Origin of the sequence: Lentzea guizhouensis (genome assembly GCF_001701025.1) — a bacterium.
Lineage (GTDB): Bacteria > Actinomycetota > Actinomycetes > Mycobacteriales > Pseudonocardiaceae > Lentzea > Lentzea guizhouensis.
Window position 1 is genome coordinate 160,865 of the sequence record NZ_CP016793.1, and the last position, 19,250, is coordinate 180,114.

Genomic DNA, 19,250 nt, shown 5'->3' on the forward strand with positions numbered 1-19,250 from the left:
CCCGTGGTCAGTGTCGCCCCGGAAAAGAAGACCTTGCGCAGGCTCATGGCTGCCGGTCTGGTCGGGTCCAGCATTGAGTGGTACGACTTCTTCATCTACGCAACCGCAGCGGCGCTCGTCTTCCCCAAGCTCTTCTTCCCCGAGGCAACGCCGCTCGTCGCGCTGCTGCTGTCGTTCAGCACGTTCTGGGCCGGGTTCATCGCCCGTCCCATCGGCGGGCTGGTGTTCGGCCACGTCGGTGACAAGTTCGGCCGCAAGCCGGCGCTCGTCATCTGCCTGGCCATGATGGCAGGCGCGACGTTCCTGATCGGCCTGCTGCCGACCTCGGGCAGCATCGGCGTCGGCGCGCCGTTGCTGCTCGTCCTGCTGCGGTTCCTGCAGGGCATCGCGGTCGGCGGGCAGTGGGGCGGCGTCGTCCTGCTGCTCACCGAGTCGGCCGGCGCGAACCGGCGCGGCTTCGCGGGCACGTTCGGCCAGGCCGGCGTCCCGATCGGCGTGTTCCTCGGCAACGTCGCCTTCATCGCCGCCACCACGACGATGAGCCAGGAGGCGTTCGCCTCGTGGGGCTGGCGCGTGCCGTTCCTCGCCAGCGCCCTGCTGTTCCCGGTCGTGCTGTTCATCCAGCTCAAGGTCGAGGACAGCCCGGTGTTCCGCGAGATGCAGGAACGCCGCGCCACCGCACCCGCGGTCGCCCAGGCACCGCTGAAGGAGGCGCTGCGCTCGCACCGCAAGCACATCCTGCTCGGCGCTGGCCTGATGTTCGCCTCGAACGCCATCTTCTACGTCTCGATCGCCGGTGTGCTGTCCTACGCGACCACCACGCTGGGCCTGGCGCGCGAGTCCGTGCTGATGGTGAGCCTGCTGTCCTCGCTGGTCGGCATCCCGGTGATCCTCTACGCCGGGGCGCTGTCCGACCGGCTGGGCCGCCGTCCGCTGATCATCGCGGGCACGGTCGGCATGCTCGTCTGGGCGTTCCCGTACTTCCTGCTGGTCGACACGGGCTCGCTGCTGTGGATGTTCGTGGCCACGACCGTCGGCGGCATCGCGTCGTCGCTGGTCTACGGCCCGATCGCGGCCTACCTGGGTGAGCTGTTCGCGCCCGAGGTCCGCTACTCCGGTGCGTCGCTGGCCTACCAGCTGGCGTCGATCCTGGTCAGCGGTGGCACGCCGGTCATCATGACGGCGCTGCTGGGGGCGACCGGGACGTCGCTGTCGGTGTCGGCGTTCCTGCTGCTCATGGCCGTGGTGACGCTGGTGTCGGTGCTGCGCCTGCCGGAGACGCACCAGCCCGAACGGGTCTGAGCTGACAGCTCTGGCTCAACGTTGATGCAGTCAACATTGACGAGCTCAGTCAATGTTGACTGCATCAACTGCTGTTCACGTCGACCGGGTCAACATCGACGAGTCGACGTTGATGCCGTCAACGTTGACTGGACCGTGCTTCCCCCGCAGCCCCACCGACCGGATCACCCCTGCTCAACGCCCCGCCAAGCCTGACCAAACGGACAAAACGCGCCTTCACAGTCAAGACCTCTGCGGAACCTCGCGCCGATGCCGTACGTTCCTGCGTCGTGACCACTCTCATGGCGCGCTTCAAGCAGCGGATGCGTCGGTTCGCGCAGAAACCGGCGTCGGTTGACCTCGCCCCGTTCTCGGCACAGCTCGAGGACGTGGAGAAACACGCTGACGCGTTCAAGGCGTTCAGCGACGAGGAGCTGACGGCACACGCCGTGAAGCTGCGCGAGGAGTGCACCGACACCGAGCTCGTGGCGCTGACCAGGGAGGCCGCCGAGCGCGCCATCGGGCAGCGGCCGTTCGACGTGCAGGTGCTGGGTGCGCTGGGCATGCTGAGCGGGCTCGTCGTCGAGATGGCCACCGGTGAGGGCAAGACGCTCGCCGGCGCCATGGCCGCGGCCGGGTTCGCGATCAAGGGCAAGCGCGTCCACGTGGTCAGCGTCAACGACTACCTCGCCCAGCGCGACGCCGAGTGGATGGGGCCGCTGTACCGGCTGCTCGGGGTCGAGGTGGGCTGGCTCAACGGAAGCTCGAAGCCCGAGGAGCGGCGCGAGGCCTACCAGTGCGAGGTCACCTACGCGCCGGTCAGCGAGATCGGGTTCGACATCCTGCGCGACCGGATCGTCACGAGGCCGGACGACCTGATCGTCCCCGAGCCCGAGGTCGCGCTGATCGACGAGGCCGACTCGGTGCTGGTCGACGAGGCTCGCGTGCCGCTCGTGCTGGCCGGTTCGACCAGCGCCGAGGCCGCCGACCCGGTGATCGCCGACCTGGTGAAGCGCCTTCGGCAGAACCTGCACTACGAGGTCGACGACGAGGAGCGCAACGTCTTCCTCACCGGCGCCGGCTCCGAGGCCGTGGAGCGCGCGCTCGGCGAGATCGACCTGTACTCGCAGGAGCACGTCACCTCGACGCTGTCGAAGGTCAACGTCGCCCTGCACGCGCAGGTCCTGCTGCACCGCGACGTCGACTACATCGTCCGCGACGGCAAGGTGCACCTGATCAACGACACCCGCGGCCGCGTCGCGAAGCTACAGCGGTGGCCCGACGGTCTGCAGGCCGCGGTCGAGGCCAAGGAGAACGTGCAGACCACCGAGTCCGGCGAGATCCTCGACTCGATGACCGTGCAGGCGCTGCTGTCGCGGTACCCGACCCGGTGCGGCATGACCGGTACCGCCGTCGCCGTCGCGGAGACCCTGCGCGAGTTCTACGAGCTCGAGGTGCTCGTGATCCCGCCGAACAAGGAGAACATCCGCGAGGACGAGCACTTCCGCCTCTACGCGACGCTGGAGCAGAAGGAAGCCGCGATCGTCGAGGAGATCAAGACCGCGCACGAGACCGGGCGCCCGATCCTCGTCGGCACGCTGGACGTCGCCGAGTCCGAGCGGATCTCCACGAAGCTGCGCAAGGCCGGCCTCGAGTGCGTGGTGCTCAACGCGAAGAACGACGCCGAGGAGGCGGCGATCATCGCCGACGCCGGTTCGTTCGGGCGCATCACGGTGTCGACGCAGATGGCCGGCCGCGGTACGGACATCCGCCTCGGTGGTCACGAGGGCGAGGACCACGACCGGATCGCCGAGCTCGGCGGCCTGTACGTGATCGGCTCCGGCCGGCACTCGTCCTCACGCCTCGACGACCAGCTGCGCGGTCGCGCCGGCCGGCAGGGCGACCCCGGTGGCTCGCTGTTCTTCTCGTCGCTGCAGGACGAGCTCATCACGCAGTACGCGCCCGACGCCGAGGAACCGTCCGAAGTGGACGATGACGGCCGGGTGCGCGACAAGGGCCTGCTGCACACCTTCGAGCACGCCCAGCGCGTGGCCGAGGGCGTGAACCTGGAGATCCACCGCAACACCTGGCGCTACAACAAGCTGATCGAGCACCAGCGCGACCTGCTGCTCAAGCACCGCGACGTCGTGCTGCGCACGGATGCCGCGTTCGAGAAGCTCGGCGAGAAGGAAGGCGCGTCCGACGAGGTCGCCGCGGAGGCGGCGCGCAAGATCACGCTGTTCTTCCTCGACGACCTGTGGACGCACCACCTGACGTTCCTGTCCGACCTGCGCGAGGGCATCCACCTGCGCGCGCTGGCCAGGCAGAACCCGCTCGACGAGTTCCACCGCGAGGCGATCCCGGCGTTCAACAAGATCGTGCCGGAGTCGTGGGAGCTCGCGAAGGAGAAGTACGAGGCCGCGAAGATCACCGACGACGGCTACGACCTCGCCGACGCCGGGGTCAAGCGCCCGAGCTCGACGTGGACCTACCTGGTGCACGACAACCCGTTCGGCTCCGGGCTGGAAGAGTCGATGAAGGGTCTCGTCAAGATGGTGCGCGGCCAGCGGCGCTGACCGTCACGGTCTGGGCAGCAGATCGTCGGCGGCTCTGGCGGGCCGGGGCAGGACCTCGGCCCGTCCGACCGCGTTCACCCGCGGGGCCGGCTCGTTCTCCGCGCCCCTGCTGGTCGTGGTCATCTCCTCGGAGAGCATCCTGATCTCCGCGAGGATGTCCAGGTGCTCCTGCGACGGCGGTGGTCCGACGAAGTTGGACCGGTTGTGCGCCGTCCGTTCCGCTCGCTCGGCCAGTTGCCGGATGCGGCGGAGGAGATCGTGCTCCCCGGTGGGGGGCAGGAAGTCCGTCGGCTCCATCACCCGTGCAAGCTTTCGCGTGCACGGGTGACCAGTCGATCCCCTAGTCGGCTGATTCCAGTTTCTGGACGAGCCAGGCGTGGAACCCGCCGATGTGGTGCTCGGACGGCACCAGCACCCCACCCTGCGCATACGCACGTGACGCCATGGCGGGCTGACATCGCTCGCAGGCTTCGAAATCCTGTTCGTTCACCCGGTGGAAGAGCTCGACCGAGCGAGAGACGTCACGGCCGGTGGCCACGACTTCCTTGGCGTAGAGCCAATCGCACTCCACGACCGTCCGGTCGGCGGCGAGCGGGTACATGCGGTGCAGGATCACATGGTCGGGCACGAGGTTGATGAAGACCTGCGGCCTGACGGTGATCGCGTAGTACTTCCGGTCGCGTTCGTCCTCCAGCGCCGCGAGTTTGTCGAAGCCCTCGCCGCCGTCGACGGTGAAACCCTTGATCTCGTCACCGAACTCGGCGCCGTGCCCGACGTAGTACTGCGCCGCGTACCCGTCGGCGAACTTGGGCAGCACCTCGGTGAGCTCGGGGTGGATCGTCGCGCAGTGGTAGCACTCCATGAAGTTCTCGACGATCAGCTTCCAGTTGGCCTTGACGTCGTAGACGATCCGCCTGCCCACGGACAGCTGGTCGATCTCGTACCCGTCGACGGCTTCCACGCTGCCGAGCCGTTCCGTCACGGCGTGCAGCACGTCGTCGGCGAAACTGGGCGGTTCGTCGGCGAGGCAGACCCAGGCGTAGCCGAGCCACTCCCGCAGGTGCACTTTCGTCAGCCCGTACTCGACCCGGTCGACGTCGGGCATCGAGGTGAGGTTCGGCGCGGCGATCAACTTGCCGTCCAGTGCGTAGGTCCACGCGTGGTACGGGCACTGGAACGCCCGCTTCACGCTGCCCTGCTCGTCGGTGCAGATGCGTGCGCCGCGGTGCCGGCAGACGTTGAGGAACGCGTTGAGCTTCCCCGTCCTGTCCCGCGCGACGAGCACGCTCTCCCGACCGACCTGCACGGTGCGGAAGTCGCCGGGGTTCGCCAGGTCGTTCGAGCGGACCGCGCAGAACCACATCCGCTCGAAGATCCTGGCCTGCTCCTCGGCGAAGATCGCCGGATCGGTGTAGTAACGGCCCGCAAGGGTGGAGATCAGGCTGCCGGTCATGCCCCGCCTCTCGGGTTGAAGAGCTGTCGTTCGACCTCGAACGTCGTTGCGTGTCCTGGCAACACGACGGCCGCGCTCACCCGCGCAGCCGCTTCATCTCCGGGTCGAACAACGGCTCCTCGACCGGCCGCGCCGTGACCCTGACGCCGAAGTACTCGATCTCGACCTCGCCGTCGACGTCGCTCGGCAGCCACGCGTAAGCGATGTTGATCCCGGTCGTGTACCCGTAGGCCGCGCTCGTGACGTACCCGACCGGCTTGCCGTGGTGGAACACCGGTTCGCTGCCCATGACGACCTGTTCCGGGTCATCGATCGCAAGGCACGTCAGCTTCTTGTCGCTGACGCGCTGCGCGAGCGCCTCCTTGCCCAGGAAGTCCTTGTCCTCGCGCACCGCGAACCCCAGCCCCGCCTCGAACGGGTCGTGCTCGCCGGTCATGTCGGTGCCCCACGACCGGTAACCCTTCTCCAGCCTGAGGCTGGTGAACGCCCCTCGCCCGGCCGCGATCACACCGTGCTCCTGCCCCGCCTCCCACAGCGTGTCCCACAGCTTCGCGCCGAGGTCCGCCGTCGTGTACAGCTCCCAGCCGAGTTCGCCCACATAGGACAGTCGCAGTGCCGTCACCGGGACGTTCTTGACGAAGGCCCGCTGCGCCGTGAAGTACCCCTTCCCGGTGTCCAGCGTGTGCGCGATCCCGTTGAGCAGGTCCCGGGCCCTGGGCCCCCACAACCCGATGCAGCACGTCCCCGCCGTGATGTCGGTGACGTGCACGTCGTCCGGCGCGTGCCGGGTGAGCCACGCCAGGTCGAGGTTGCCGTTCGCCCCCACCTGGAACGTGGTCGCGTCGAGCCGCGCGATCGTGAGGTCGCTGCGCACCCCGCCCGTCTCGTCGAGCAGCAACGTGTACACCACCGCACCCGGCTTGCGGTCGAGGTTGTTGGTCGTCATGCGCTGCAGGAACTCCAGCGCGCCCGCCCCGCTGACCTCCAGCCGCTTCAACGGCGTCATGTCGAACATCGCCACGCGCCGGCGCGTCACCAACGCCTCCGCACCGCAGATCGGCGACCAGTACCGGCTCGCCCACTCCCCGCGCGCCGGCACCTCCGCGACCTCCGGCAGGTCGGCGTTGGCCTCGAACCAGTGCGGCCGCTCCCACCCGGCCGCCTCCAGGAAGACCGCGCCGAGCTCCTGCTGCCGCGTGTGGAACGGACTCGTCCTGAGCGGCCGCGGACTCTCCATGGGCTGCAACGGGTGCAGCAGGTCGTACACCTCGGCGAAGTTCTGGCAGCTGCGCTCCAGCACGTAGTCCGGCGCCAGCTGCACCTGCTCGAACCGGTTGAGGTCACTGGAATGCACGTCCAGCCGAGGCTGCCCGTCGACGATCCACTCGGCCACCGCCCGCGCCACACCGGCCGAGTGCGTGATCCACACGGCCTCCGCCACCCAGAACCCGGCCAGCCCCGGATGCTCCCCCAGCAGCGGCATCCCGTCGCTGGTGAACGAGAACAACCCGTTGAACCCGCGCTCCACCCCGGCCTGCGCCAACACCGGGAACAGCTCGACGGCAGCCGCCCACGAGGGCGCGAAGTCCTCGTCGGTGAACGGAAGCTCCGAGGAGGTGATGTCCCGCGCGTCGACCGGCATGGGCCGGTGCCCGTAGGCCCCGATCCCCAACGCCCGGCCGTGCGAGCGGAAGTACAGGTCGGCCTCCTGGTGCCGCAGGATCGGCTGCCGCGCCAACGCCTCCGCGCTCACCGGCACCTCACCGGTGAACGCGTACTGGTGGGCCATCGGCACGAGCGGGACGGTCAGCCCCACCATCTCCCCCAGCAGCGGCCCCCACATCCCGGCGCACGACACCACCACGTCCGCCGCGAACGTCCCGGTCCCGGTACGCACACCGGTGACCCGGTCACCGGACGTCTCGACGGCGACGACCTCCTGCCCGAACTCGAACCGCGCCCCACGCCCGATCGCCCGCCGCGCCTGGACCTCGGCAGCCTGGACGGGCTTCGCGAGGCCGTCGCCCGGGGTCAGGAACCCGCCGAGGACCTGTTCCCGGTCCAGCAGGGGGTGCAGCCGCGCGACCTCGTCGGCGTCGACCAGCCGGCTCTCCACACCCCACGACGTGGCCCAGCCGTGCCGCCTGCTCAGGTCGGCGAGCCTGGCCTCGGTGGTGGCGATCTCCAAGCCGCCGACCTGGTCGAAACAGCCCAGCGCCGTGTACTTCTCGACGGTGTAGCGGGCGAACCGGGTCATGCTGCGGCAGGGGTTCGTCTGGAACACCAGCCCCGGTGCGTGCCCGCTCGACCCACCGGCGGCGAACCCGCGCGCCTGGTCGAGGACCGTGACGTCGGTGAAGCCGCGCTCGGTGAGCTCGTCCGCCAACGCGCAACCGACGATCCCCGCCCCCACCAGCACCACGCGAGGCACTTCACCAGGCATCAGGACACCCCTTCGCCGCAGTTGCGCGTCACAGAACATGTTCCGCTATCTGCAACAAGTTGCGGGCAGCGCGCCCGGCTGTCAATACCGCCGTTCGGGCAACCGCGTTTGAGAGCGGGAGAAACCGGGCACCAAGATGGGTTGCACCGTGTTCGTCGCGCGGCATCCGGCCGTGGAGCCTTCGACTACGAGGGTCGGCGCGGACAGCCAGCACTTCTCTGCCATTCGAGCGGCGGCACCACCCGGAGCATCCACGAAGCACTCACAGAGATGAGCGTGGACCGACTGGGCAGGCGGAGCTGGCTGGACGCGCGTTTCCTTATACGCGACGGGCGAGAGCCGTGTTCGGGACATCTCGATCGGGCGAAACGTCACAGCGCCTCCTTCACTGTCGGTCACGTCGGACGACCGTGAGCTCGGCCGGAACCGGTCTCACTGACCCGCACGTGAACAAGACGAGCGAAGGGGGCGGGCGGGACAACACGTTCGAGTGAAGCGGGAAGCGGGAACGGACGAAGGGATCAGCCCGCGAAGTAGCCCAGCTGCGCCGACAGGTCGGCCGCCGCCGTCGACATCGCCGGCACGATCTCCTCGACCCGCTGCCGCGACAACCGGTACGACGGGCCGGAGGCGCTCATGGCCGCCACCACCTCGCCGCGGTGGCCGCGCACCGGGACGGCGACGGCGTGCAGGCCGAGCTCGAGCTCTTCGAAGCACGCCGCGAAGCCCTGTTCCGCCACCGTCTCCAGCTCTGCCAGCAGGCGGGTGCCGTCCACCACGGTCTTCTCGGTGTAGGCGTCGAGCGGCAGCGATACGAGCCGCTTGCGTTCGGCGTCGGGGAGGAACGCGAGCAGGACCTTGCCCGACGAGGTGGCGTGCAGCGGGGTGCGCTGGCCGATCCAGTTCACGGCGGAGACGGCCGCGGAGCCGCGGGCCTGGGTGATGTTGATGGCGACGCCGGCGTCGTGGACGGCGATGTTGACGGTCTCGCCGAAGGAGTCGGCGAGCGACTGGCAGACGGGCTGGCCGAGCTTGGTGAGGTCCATCCGGCCGGTGGCGGCGCCGGCGAGCCTGACCACGCCGAAGCCGATCGCGTACTTGCCGCGTTCTCCGAGCTGCTCGACGAGGCCTCGGGCCTCCAGCACGGACACGAGTCTCGACACCGTGGACTTGTGCACGCCCAGCTCACCCGCGATCTCGGTGATGCCGGCCTCACCCTGGGCGAGCATTTCCAGCACGCTGATGGCCCGGTCGACGGACTGCACCTGAGCTACCGAGTCGGAGTTGCCCATCGCGCAACAGTAACCGGGAAGCAAAACACCCGGCTGAACTCTTGACGGCGAGTCGCCGGAGCCGGACATTGTGTTGCGTCATTCGGAACGTGTGTCGTGTCACGCAACGGAGGCCGACGATGATCCGCGCCTGCGCTCTCACGGACCTGCCCCCAGGAGAGGCGGTGCGCATCGTCGGTCCTCATGCGCCGATCGCCGTCTTCAACGTCGGCGGCGTCCTCTACGCCATTGACGACACCTGCACCCACCAGGACGCATCCCTCAGCGAGGGGTGGCTGGAGGGGTGCCTCGTCGAATGTCCGCTGCACGCCGCGTCGTTCGACCTTCGCACGGGCGAGCCCACGGGTCTGCCCGCCAAAAGACCGGTGAAGACCTACGCCGTTTCTGTGGAAGATGGAGTGGTCTGGATCGATGTCGAGGTGAACAAGGACGTGGCGTGAGGACGATCGCGATCATCGGTGCTTCGCTGGCCGGTTTGAGGTCGGCGCAGGCACTGCGCCAGCAGGGGTTCGACGGACGGCTCGTCGTCGTGGGTGACGAGGTGCACCTGCCCTACGACCGGCCGCCGCTGTCGAAGGACTTCCTGCTCGGCAAGTGCGAGGCCGTGCCGCTCGCCGACCAGGAGGACCTCGACGCGCTGGACGCCGAGTGGCGGCTCGGCGTGCGGGCCACCGGACTGCTCTCCACGCGGGAGGTCGCGCTCAGCGACGGCGGCACCGTCGAGGCCGACGGGCTCGTCATCGCCACCGGCGGCATCCCGCGGACCATGCCCGGCACGCACGTCCTGCGCACCCTCGACGACGCGACCCGGCTGCGCGACGCGTTCGCCGACGCCCAGCACGTCGGCATCATCGGCGCCGGGTTCATCGGCGCGGAGATCGCGTCCAGCGCGCGTGCCCTCGGCAAGGAGGTCACGGTCGTCGAGGCGTTGCCGACTCCGTTGACGCGGGTGCTGGGTGCGGAGATGGGCGCTGCATGTGGACAGCTGCACGGCGACCACGGCTCAACGTTGATAACCGGGATCAATGTTGATTCGGTCAACATTGACGGCGGAATCAAGCTCGCGGACGGCCGTCATGTCGGTGCTGACGTCGTCGTTGCAGGGATCGGCACGCGTCCAGCTACTGACTGGCTCGCGGGTGGACCGGTCAACCTCGGCAACGGCGTCGTGTGCGACGCGGGCGGCGTGACGAACCTGAAGAACGTCGTCGCCGTCGGGGACGTCGCGAACTGCGCAGGCCACCGCGCCGAGCACTGGACGTCCGCCACCGAGCAGGCGCAAGTTGCCACCCGGAACTTGCTGGCGGGCGAGACCGTCGCCACCCACACCAACGGCGGCTACGTGTGGTCGGACCAGTACGGCGTGCGGATCCAGTTCATCGGACGAGCGACGAACGACGTTCGCGTCGAAGATGGGTCCATCGAGGACCGGAAGTTCGTCGCGACCTATCGAGATGGTGAGAACCCGGAAGACGTCGTCGGAATCCTGGCGATGAGCAATGCTCGGCTCTTCACCCGGCTCCGCCGGAACCTGAAGTAGGACGGTCGTCACGGTTTGACCGCCACCGGCGACCGGCAATACCCCGATGTCCTACGTGGACATACGAACAGGGAGGCCTCCGTGTCGCCGGTGCGGCAGATCATCAACCCCTACGACCAGAGTGTTCTCACCGAGGTCGAGGACCAAACCCGCGAACAGGCGATCACCGCGATCGCGAAGGCCAGAACCGCTTTCGACCACGGCGACTGGCAGCACTCGGCGCCGGAGCACCGCGCCGCCGTGCTCAACCGGGTCGCCGACCTGCTGGAGCGCGACAAGGAGGACATCGCCCGCACCGAGACCCTCGACACCGGCAAGACGCTGGTGGAGAGCCGGATCGACGTGGACGACGTCGTGTCGGTCTTCCTGGCCGGCCTGCTGCACCCCAAGATCGTCCAGGGCACCCCGGACGACGTCATCAGCCGCATCGACCACGAACCCGTCGGCGTCTGCGGCATGATCGCGCCCTGGAACTACCCGCTGCTGCAGGTGTCCTGGAAGATCGCGCCCGCGCTGCTGGCCGGCAACACGCTGGTGGCCAAGCCGAGCGAGATCACCCCGCTCACCACCATCAAGCTGTTCGAGCTGCTCGCTGAGGCAGGACTGCCCGACGGTGTCGCGAACCTCGTCCTCGGCACCGGGCCCGAGGTCGGCGCCCCGCTGAGCGAGCACCCGGACGTGGACCTGATCTCGTTCACCGGCAGCCTCGCGACCGGCCGGCGGATCATGGCCGCCGCGGCCGGGACGGTGAAGAAGGTCGCACTCGAACTGGGCGGCAAGAACCCGAACATCGTCTTCGCGGACGCCGACCTGGACGTCGCCGTCGACTACGCGCTCACCGCCGCGTTCTTCCACGCCGGTCAGGTCTGCTCGTCCGGCACGCGCCTGATCGTGCACGACGACGTCTACGACGACTTCGTCACCGAGGTCGCGCGCCGGGCCGACCTCATCAAGCTGGGCAACGGTTTCGACCCCGACACCGAGTCCGGTCCGCTCGTCAGCGCCGAGCACCGCGCCAAGGTCGAGGGCTACGTCGAGATCGCCAAGCAGGAGGGCGCCACCCTCAAGGCAGGCGGCAGGCGGCCGGAGGAACCCGAGCTGCAGAACGGTTTCTTCTTCCGCCCCACCGTGTACGCGGACTGCCACCAGGACATGAAGCTCGTCCAGGACGAGACGTTCGGCCCGATCATCACCGCGGAACGCTTCCAGACCGAGGAAGAGGCCGTCGCGCTCGGCAACAACACCGACTACGGCCTCGCCGGCGGTGTGTGGAGCCAGGACGTCGACAAGGCGCAGCGGGTGGCCAAGAAGCTGCGCCACGGCACCATGTGGATCAACGAGTTCGGCGCCTACCTGCCGCAGGCCGAGTGGGGCGGATTCAAGCGTTCCGGTGTCGGCCGCGAGCTCGGCACCGCCGGTCTGCACGAGTACACGGAGCCCAAGCACGTCTACCAGAACCTCAAGCCACAAGCCCAGAACTGGTTCGCGCGAGGGGACGCCAGGTGACCGCGCACGACTACGTGATCGTCGGCGGCGGTACGGCGGGCTGCGTGCTCGCGGCAAGGCTGACCGAGGACGAGAACGTCACGGTCGCGGTCATCGAGGGCGGTCCGTCCGACGTGGGCGACGAGAAGATCCTGAACCTGCGCAACTGGATCAAACTGCTCGAGACCGAGTACGACTACGACTACCCGACGGTCGAGCAGCCCAACGGCAACTCGCACATCCGGCACAGCCGCGCGAAGGTCCTCGGCGGCTGCTCCAGCCACAACACGCTGATCTGCTTCACCCCGTTGCCGCAGGACTTCGACGAGTGGGGCCACGGCTGGACCTGGGACGCGCTCGGCCCGTACTACGACAGGGTCGCGCTCAACATCATCCCGGTCGAGGAGAAGGACAGGAACCCCATCGCGAAGGACTTCGTCGCCGCGGCCCGGCGGGCGACGAACGTCCCGGAGGTCAACGACTTCAACGAGAGGCCCTTCGCGGACGGCGTCGGCTTCTTCTCCATCGCCTACCACCCGGAGAAGAACAACCAGCGGTCGTCTGCGAGCACCGCCTACCTGCACCCGATCCTGGACAGCCGCAAGAACCTGACGCTGCTGCTCGACACCTGGGCGAGCAAGATCGAGTTCGACGGCACCCGCGCGATCGGCGTGCACACCGACAAGGGTTACGTCGAGGCGAACAGGGAAGTCCTGCTGTGCGCGGGCGCCATCGACACGCCCCGGCTGCTGAACCTGTCGGGTGTCGGCGACGCGGAACACCTGAGCAGCATCGGCATCGAGGTCAAGCACGACCTGCCCGGCGTCGGCGAGAACCTGCTCGACCACCCGGAGTCGGTGATCGTCTGGGAGACCACGGCACCGTTGCCGCCCAACTCGGTGATGGACTCCGACGCCGGCCTGTTCATCCGGCGGGACACCTCCGACCCGCGGCCGGACCTGATGTTCCACTTCTACCAGATCCCGTTCACCACCAACACCGAACGCCTCGGCTACCCGAAGGTGGAGCACGGCGTGTGCATGACGCCGAACATCCCGCGCCCGCACAGCAAGGGCCGCATGTGGCTGAAGTCCAGCGACCCGGCGGAGAAGCCCGCGCTCGACTTCGGCTACTTCACCCACCCCGACGGCTACGACGAGCAGACGCTGGTCGACGGCTTCAAGATCGCGCGGAAGATCGCCGAGCAGGAGCCGCTGAAGTCGTGGCTCAAGCGGGAGATCGCCCCCGGCCCGGACGTCACGAGCGACGAGGCGTTGTCCGAGTACGGCCGCAGGGCCGCGCACACCGTCTACCACCCGGCGGGCACCTGTGCGATCGGGTCCGTTGTGGACGGTGAGCTGAAGGTCATCGGGCTCGACGGCCTGCGGGTCGTCGACGCGTCCGTGTTCCCCACCATGCCGACGGTGAACCCCATGGTCACCGTTCTCATGATTGGAGAGCGCGCCGCCGACCTGATCAGGGAGGCGTGATGACGGCGGCCCTCGACGAGGCGGGGCGGCTCAAGGACCTCGGGTACACCTCCGAGTTCAAGCGGGACATGAGTCCCTGGGCCAACTTCTCGCTCGGCTTCACCTACCTCTCCCCCGTCGTCAGCACGTACACGTTGTTCGGCACCGCCCTCGCGCTGGGCGGTCCGCCGATGATCTGGAGCTTCGTCGTCGCGGGCGTCGGCCAGTTCCTGGTCGCGCTCGTGTTCGGCGAGCTGGTGGCGCAGTACCCGGTCGCGGGTGGCGTGTACCCGTGGGCGCGCCGGCTGTGGGGCAAGCGCTGGGCGTGGATGACCGGCTGGGTCTACCTGATCGCCCTGCTGGTCACGATCGCGTCCGTCAGCTACGGCGCCGGCCCCTACCTGGCCACGCTCCTCGGCTACACCGCCACGGTCGGCAACACCGTGCTGTGCGCGGTCGCGATCATCGTGGTCTCGACGCTGATCAACTACGCCGGCACGAAGGTGCTGAGCTGGGCCGCGATCTCCGGGTTCGCCGCGGAGATCATCGGCGCGCTCGCGGTCGGCATCTGGCTGCTGGTGGACAACCGGATCCACGGCCTGGGCGTGCTGTTCGACAGCTTCGGCGCGGAGGGCTCCGGCAGCTACCTGCCGGCGTTCTTCGCGGCGGGCATCATCGGCCTCTACCAGTACTACGGGTTCGAGGCCTGCGGTGACACGGCGGAGGAGGTCAAGGACCCCGGCCGGGTGATCCCGAAGGCCATGCGCCGCACCATCTACATCGGCGGCGCGGCGGCCACGTTCGCGTGCCTGTCGCTGCTGCTCGCGGTGCCGGACTTCGGCAAGGTGATCTCCGGCGAGGACGCCGACCCGGTCACGAACATCTTGACGAACGCCTTCGGCCCGGTCGGGTACAAGATCGTGATCGCGGTCGTGCTGATCTCGTTCCTGTCCTGCACGATGTCGTTGCAGGCGGCGGCGTCCCGGCTGACGTACTCCTACGCCCGCGACAAGATGTTGTCCGGGCACAAGGCGCTCGCGAAGTTCAACCAGAAGCGGCACATCCCGCCGTACGCGCTGGCACTGGCCGGCGTCGTCCCGGTCGTCGCGGCGTCCTTCTCCCGCCCCAGCTGACGCAACGCCCGCAGGCACCGGCGGGCCTCCTCGTAGGCGGCCGCGATCGCCACCGGCCCCACCACCGGCCCGGACGCGCCCACCGTGGCGCCCAACGCACGGGCGACCTCGTGGGCGACCGCCGTCGACGCCGAGGGCAACGCCAGCACGACATCACGGTCGCGGGAGCCCGCGAGTCCTCTGTGGACCGAGGCGTAGTGCGTCGCCGCGCCCAGGTTCCCGTCCGCCACCAGCACGACGTGCGGGTCGGTCAGCTCGACGCCGACCCTCCGCGCCCGGGCGAGCAGCCCGGCCGGGTCCCGGCCGTCGAGGATGTCGGTGATCAGCTCACCGCGGACCTTGTTCTCCGCCTCCGCCACGGTCCGGCGCAGCAGCAACAACAACGCCGTCACGACCGCGGACCGTTCGAACAGCCGCCGGTCCGCGTCGGACAGGTCGGGCCGCCCGGTCAGCGTGATCCCGCCGAGCAGCTCGGAGCCGGCCAGCACCGCGCACACCCAGACGCCGTCGATCAGCACCGCCCGGCCGTTGGCCCGCACCGCCGGCGTCGGGGCCGTCTCCAGCACCTCCACCGGCCCGCCCAGCAGCTCGCTCACCGCGGCGGTGACGTCGGCGGAGGAACCACCGCGCAGCACCAGGTCGGTGAGCCGGTCGTGGGCCTCCTCGGCCCGCTTCATCGCGGCGTTGTTGGCCTGGATGGTCTCGAACAGCGACGCCGTGTCGATCGCGATGGCCGCGTGGTCGGCCAGCGACTGCAGCAGCGAGACCTCCTCCGGCGGGAACTCCCGCGCGGTCCGGTCGGCCGCGTAGAGCACGCCGATGACCTTCGAGTCGAGCTTCAGCGGCACGCCGAGGATCGCCACGAGCCCCTCGTCGCGCACCGCCGAGTCGATCGGGCCGGTGTGGTTGAACCGGGCGTCCGCGAAGTAGTCGGAGGTCGCGTAGGGCAGCGAGGTCTGCGCGACCAGCCCGCCGAGACCCTCTCCGAGGCCGAGCCGGACCTGTTGGAAGAGCGGCGAGACCGACCCGTCCGTCACCCTCATGTAGGTGCCGGCCGGGTCGTTCATCGACAGGTACGACAGGTCGGTGCCGAGCAGCGTGCGCGCCCTCCGCACGATCGAGCGGAGGACCGCGTCCGGGTCGCGCATGCCCGCGAGCTCGGACGCGGTGTCGAACAACGCCGCCAGTTCGGCTTCACGCCGTCGTGTCACACCCCAACCCTGTCACGTTCCTCCAGATCCGCACCACGGGTCTCCTTGGCGAAGATGATCGCGACCACGGTGATCACGCAGGTGATGACGACGTAGACGGCGATCGGGAACGACGACCCGTACGCCTGCAGCAGCGCGGTCGCGATGAGCGGGGCCAGCGCGCCGGCCGCGATCGAGGCGAGCTGGTAGCCGACCGACGCACCCGAGTAGCGCACCCGCGTCCCGAACAGCTCCGAGAAGAAAGCGGCCTGCGGGCCGTACATCGCGCCGTGCAGCACGAGTCCGACGGTTGTGGCGAGGGTGATCAGCACCGGGTCCTTGGTGTCGAGCAGCGCGAAGAACGCGAAGATCCACCCGGCCATACCGACGGCGCCGACGAGGTAGATCGACCGCCGCCCGAACCTGTCCGAGAGGTGGCCCCACACCGGGATCGTGATCAGGTGCACGGCCGAGGCGACCAGCACCGCGTTGAGGCCCACCGACTTCGACAGTCCCAGCCCGGTGACGACGTACACGAGGATGAACGCCGTGATCACGTAGTAGGACACGTTCTCGGCGAACCGCGCGCCCATCGCGATCAGCACCTCGCGCCAGTTGTGCTTGAGCAGCAGCAGCGCGGGCGCCTTCTCCTCGGCCTGCCCCTGTGCCGTCTTCTCCTTGGCCGCCTTCTCCTGTGCCGCCCTCTCCTGGGCAGCCAGGAAGATCGGCGACTCCGAGACGGTGAGCCGGATCCACAGGCCGATCACCACGAGCACGCCGGAGAGCAGGAACGGGATGCGCCAGCCCCACGCGAGGAAGTCCTCATCGGACTGCACCGCCGCCAGGACCGCGAGCACGCCCGTCGCGAGCAGGTTGCCGCACGGCACCGGCCTGAGGCCACGACGCCCAGAACCCCCGCCGCTTCGGGTCACCGTGCTCGGAGACGATGAGCACGGCACCGCCCCACTCGCCGCCGAGCGCGAAGCCCTGCACCAGCCGCAGGAACGTCAGCAGCAACGGCGCCGCGACACCGACCGTCGCGTACGTCGGCAGCACGCCCATCAGCATCGTCGCGCCACCCATCAGCAACAACGACAGCACGAGCAGCTTCTTGCGCCCCAACCGGTCGCCGTAGTGACCGAACACCAGCCCGCCCAACGGCCGCGCCAGGAAGCCGATCGCGTAGGTGGTGAACGCGAGCAGCGTGCCGGTCAGCGGATCGGCGGTCGGGAAGAAGAGCTTGTTGAACACCAGGGCGGCGGCCGACCCGTAGAGGAAGAAGTCGTACCACTCCACGGTTGTTCCGATGAGTGACGCCCCAACCACTTTCTTGATCATCGACAACTCCTCATTGAGCAGTCCAGCCGCCGTCGACGGCCAACGACGTACCGGTCACAAAACTGTTGTCGCACAACCACAGCACGGCCTGCGCCACCTCTTCGGGCTCGATCAGCCGCTTGACCGCGCTGCGCTGCAGGAAGATCTTCTCCGCGACGTCGGCCTCGGGGATGTCGTGCACCCGCGCCTGGTCGGTGATCTGCTTCTCCACCAACGGGGTCCGCACGTAGCCGGGCGCCACGCAGTTGGACGTCACGCCGTGCGGGGCGCCTTCGAGGGCGGCGACCTTGGAGAACCCCTCCAGGCCGTGCTTCGCCGACACGTAGGCGGACTTGAAGGCGGACGCGCGCAGGCCGTGCACGCTGGTGACGTGGACCAGGCGGCCCCAGCCGCGGTCGTACATGTGCGGCAGGACGTGCCGGGTGAGCCGGAACGCGGCGCCGAGCATCAGTTCCAGCATCGCCGAGAAGCGGTCGGCGGGGAACTCGTGGATGGGCGCGACGTGCTGCACGCCAGCGTTGTTGACCAGGACGTCGATCTCGGCGGGCAGCGACTCGACGGAGCCGGTGAGGTCGAGGACGTGCCCGATCCCGCCGAGCTCCTCGGCGAACGTCAGCACGTGCGGATCGCGGTCTACCAGGTGGACTTCGGCGCCTGCGGACGACAGGGCGCGAGCGCAGGCCAGCCCGATGCCGCTGGCGGCTCCGGTGACCAGTGCGGTGTGGCCCGTGACACTCGACATGGCCGGAAACGGTAGGCGTGACACGCCGTGACCGACATGTGGCAGCTCCACATATTGCCTGGTGGCCGAGTGGGTTTAGCCACCATTTAGCGAGATTCCGGCATAGGTGGCGAGGTCACCGGGTACTGGGGCGTAAGCTCCCGTCACCTGAACGGGGGAAGATCCAGAAGAGGGGGACCAACCATGTCTTTGACACCCATTTACGACGACCTCCTGCGCGAGCTCGAAGAGATCGCGCAGGAGGCCGGGTTGACCAGCTCGGAGCCCACTCCCGAGCCCGTCGGCCAGTAGCTACCTCGGTGCGGCGATCAGGTCGGCCGGGACCGGCTGGTCCTTGCTGATCAGGTCGAACAGCTGGGACGCCTTCTCCTTGTTCCACTGCACGACCGAACCGGCGCCGGGCACTGTCGGGGTGCCCGCGATCGGCACGGTCCCGCTCTGCGCGTCGCCCATGTTGAGCGCGACGCTCGCCAGGTGCCACACGTGGTCGTTCTCGTTGACGCTCACCGCACCCGATGCGGCGTTCATCAGCGGGACCACCCGGAACGGGTTCACGAGCGTGGCCGGGCTCTGCACCTTCTCGAACAGCGCCGAGAGGAACTTGCGCTGGTTCTGCACGCGCTGCAAATCGGCGGTCGCGAACGCGCGGGTCCGCACGAACCCGAGTGCCTGCGGCCCGTCGAGCTCCTGGCAGCCGGCGGGCAGGTCGATGCCGGCCAGCGGGTCCTTGATCGGCTCGTCGATGCAGATGTCCACGCCACCGACCGCGTCGACCATGTCGGAGAACCCGCCGAAGCCGATCTCCATGTAGTGGTCGATCCGCACACCGGTCGCACCCTCGACGGTCCGCACGAGCAGCTGCGGCCCACCGAACGCGAACGCCGCGTTGATCTTGTTGCGGCCGTTGTCCGGGATCGGGACGTACGAGTCGCGCGGCAGCGACAGCAGCGTCGGCTTGGCACCGCTGTTGTCCGGCAGGTGCAGCATCATGATGGTGTCGGTGCGCCGCCCCGCCGCGTCACCGGTCGCGAGCGTGTCCTTCTGCTCCTGCGACAGGCCGTCGCGGGCGTCGGAACCGACCAGCAACCACGTGGTGCCCGGCGTCTCGGCCGGCCGGCCCTCGTAGTCCGGCAGCGCGTCGATGCGCTTGAGCGTCGAGTCGACGTAGAAGAAGAACCCGACGGCGGCCAGCAGCAAGACCAGCAGCACGACCAGGATGGTGCGTCCGGGACGCTTCTTCTTCCTGGGCCGCTGAGGCGGCATGGGACGCCGCTGCTGCTGGTAGCCCTGGTGATACCCAGCGCTCAT

At 68.8% G+C, this 19,250-nt stretch carries 13 protein-coding genes and 2 pseudogenes; 7 read left to right on the forward strand and 8 right to left on the reverse strand.

The features are described from left to right. The first annotated feature begins 3 nt into the window (after positions 1-3). Positions 4-1,302 carry an MFS transporter gene (locus tag BBK82_RS00745; protein WP_065913242.1) on the forward strand — a complete coding sequence of 433 codons (1,299 nt, stop codon included), beginning with the start codon at positions 4-6 and terminating at the stop codon, positions 1,300-1,302. 269 nt (positions 1,303-1,571) lie between these two features. Further along, positions 1,572-3,857 carry an accessory Sec system translocase SecA2 gene (gene secA2 / locus BBK82_RS00750; protein WP_154696971.1) on the forward strand — a complete coding sequence of 762 codons (2,286 nt, stop codon included), beginning with the start codon at positions 1,572-1,574 and terminating at the stop codon, positions 3,855-3,857. 3 nt (positions 3,858-3,860) lie between these two features. Here secA2 and BBK82_RS00755 read toward each other — a convergent pair whose 3' ends face one another. The 4 genes from BBK82_RS00755 to BBK82_RS00770 form a co-directional block, all read right to left on the reverse strand. Then, positions 3,861-4,154: a hypothetical protein gene (locus BBK82_RS00755; protein ID WP_065913244.1), complete on the reverse strand. Its 294-nt coding sequence runs from the start codon at positions 4,152-4,154 to the stop codon at positions 3,861-3,863. A 43-nt stretch (positions 4,155-4,197) separates the two neighbouring features. Continuing rightward, the gene (locus tag BBK82_RS00760; RefSeq protein ID WP_065913245.1) at positions 4,198-5,310 is read right to left on the reverse strand and encodes an aromatic ring-hydroxylating oxygenase subunit alpha; all 1,113 of its coding nucleotides are present in this window, start codon (positions 5,308-5,310) and stop codon (positions 4,198-4,200) included. Between the two features lie 76 nt (positions 5,311-5,386). Further along, positions 5,387-7,753 (reverse strand): GcvT family protein, encoded by a 2,367-nt coding sequence (locus tag BBK82_RS00765; RefSeq protein WP_065913246.1) that lies wholly within the window; start codon positions 7,751-7,753, stop codon positions 5,387-5,389. Positions 7,754-8,274: 521 nt separating this feature from the next. Continuing rightward, positions 8,275-9,045, reverse strand: a complete 771-nt coding sequence (locus BBK82_RS00770; RefSeq protein WP_065913247.1) for an IclR family transcriptional regulator — start codon at positions 9,043-9,045, stop codon at positions 8,275-8,277. A 119-nt stretch (positions 9,046-9,164) separates the two neighbouring features. Between BBK82_RS00770 and BBK82_RS00775 the strand changes: the two genes are divergently transcribed. From BBK82_RS00775 to BBK82_RS00795, 5 genes and pseudogenes are all read left to right on the forward strand, one after another. Further along, positions 9,165-9,485: a bifunctional 3-phenylpropionate/cinnamic acid dioxygenase ferredoxin subunit gene (locus BBK82_RS00775; RefSeq protein ID WP_065913248.1), complete on the forward strand. Its 321-nt coding sequence runs from the start codon at positions 9,165-9,167 to the stop codon at positions 9,483-9,485. Beyond that, a complete protein-coding gene (locus BBK82_RS00780) occupies positions 9,482-10,585 on the forward strand; it encodes an NAD(P)/FAD-dependent oxidoreductase (protein WP_065913249.1) in 1,104 nt (367 codons plus the stop codon). The genes BBK82_RS00775 and BBK82_RS00780 overlap by 4 nt, the downstream gene beginning before the upstream one ends. An 81-nt stretch (positions 10,586-10,666) precedes the next feature. Then, complete coding sequence (locus BBK82_RS00785; protein ID WP_218920563.1) at positions 10,667-12,091, forward strand: aldehyde dehydrogenase family protein; 1,425 nt, start codon at positions 10,667-10,669, stop codon at positions 12,089-12,091. Beyond that, positions 12,088-13,560, forward strand: coding sequence for a GMC family oxidoreductase (locus tag BBK82_RS00790; protein ID WP_065913250.1), 1,473 nt, complete (start codon positions 12,088-12,090; stop codon positions 13,558-13,560). Before BBK82_RS00785 ends, BBK82_RS00790 begins: the two co-directional genes overlap by 4 nt. Before the next feature lie 68 nt (positions 13,561-13,628). After that, a pseudogene (locus tag BBK82_RS00795) lies at positions 13,629-14,585 on the forward strand (APC family permease); the annotation flags it as partial. On the opposite strand, the gene BBK82_RS00800 reads toward BBK82_RS00795, so the two are convergent. The 4 genes and pseudogenes from BBK82_RS00800 to BBK82_RS00815 form a co-directional block, all read right to left on the reverse strand. Continuing rightward, a complete protein-coding gene (locus BBK82_RS00800; RefSeq protein WP_065913251.1) occupies positions 14,537-15,883 on the reverse strand; it encodes a GAF domain-containing protein in 1,347 nt (448 codons plus the stop codon). The pseudogene BBK82_RS00795 and the gene BBK82_RS00800 overlap by 49 nt on opposite strands. Further along, positions 15,880-17,200: pseudogene (locus BBK82_RS00805) on the reverse strand (MFS transporter). The gene BBK82_RS00800 and the pseudogene BBK82_RS00805 overlap by 4 nt, the downstream one beginning before the upstream one ends. A 10-nt stretch (positions 17,201-17,210) precedes the next feature. Beyond that, positions 17,211-17,942, reverse strand: a complete 732-nt coding sequence (locus BBK82_RS00810; protein WP_065913252.1) for a 3-hydroxybutyrate dehydrogenase — start codon at positions 17,940-17,942, stop codon at positions 17,211-17,213. Positions 17,943-18,233: 291 nt separating this feature from the next. Continuing rightward, the gene (locus BBK82_RS00815; RefSeq protein WP_065913253.1) at positions 18,234-19,250 is read right to left on the reverse strand and encodes an LCP family protein; all 1,017 of its coding nucleotides are present in this window, start codon (positions 19,248-19,250) and stop codon (positions 18,234-18,236) included.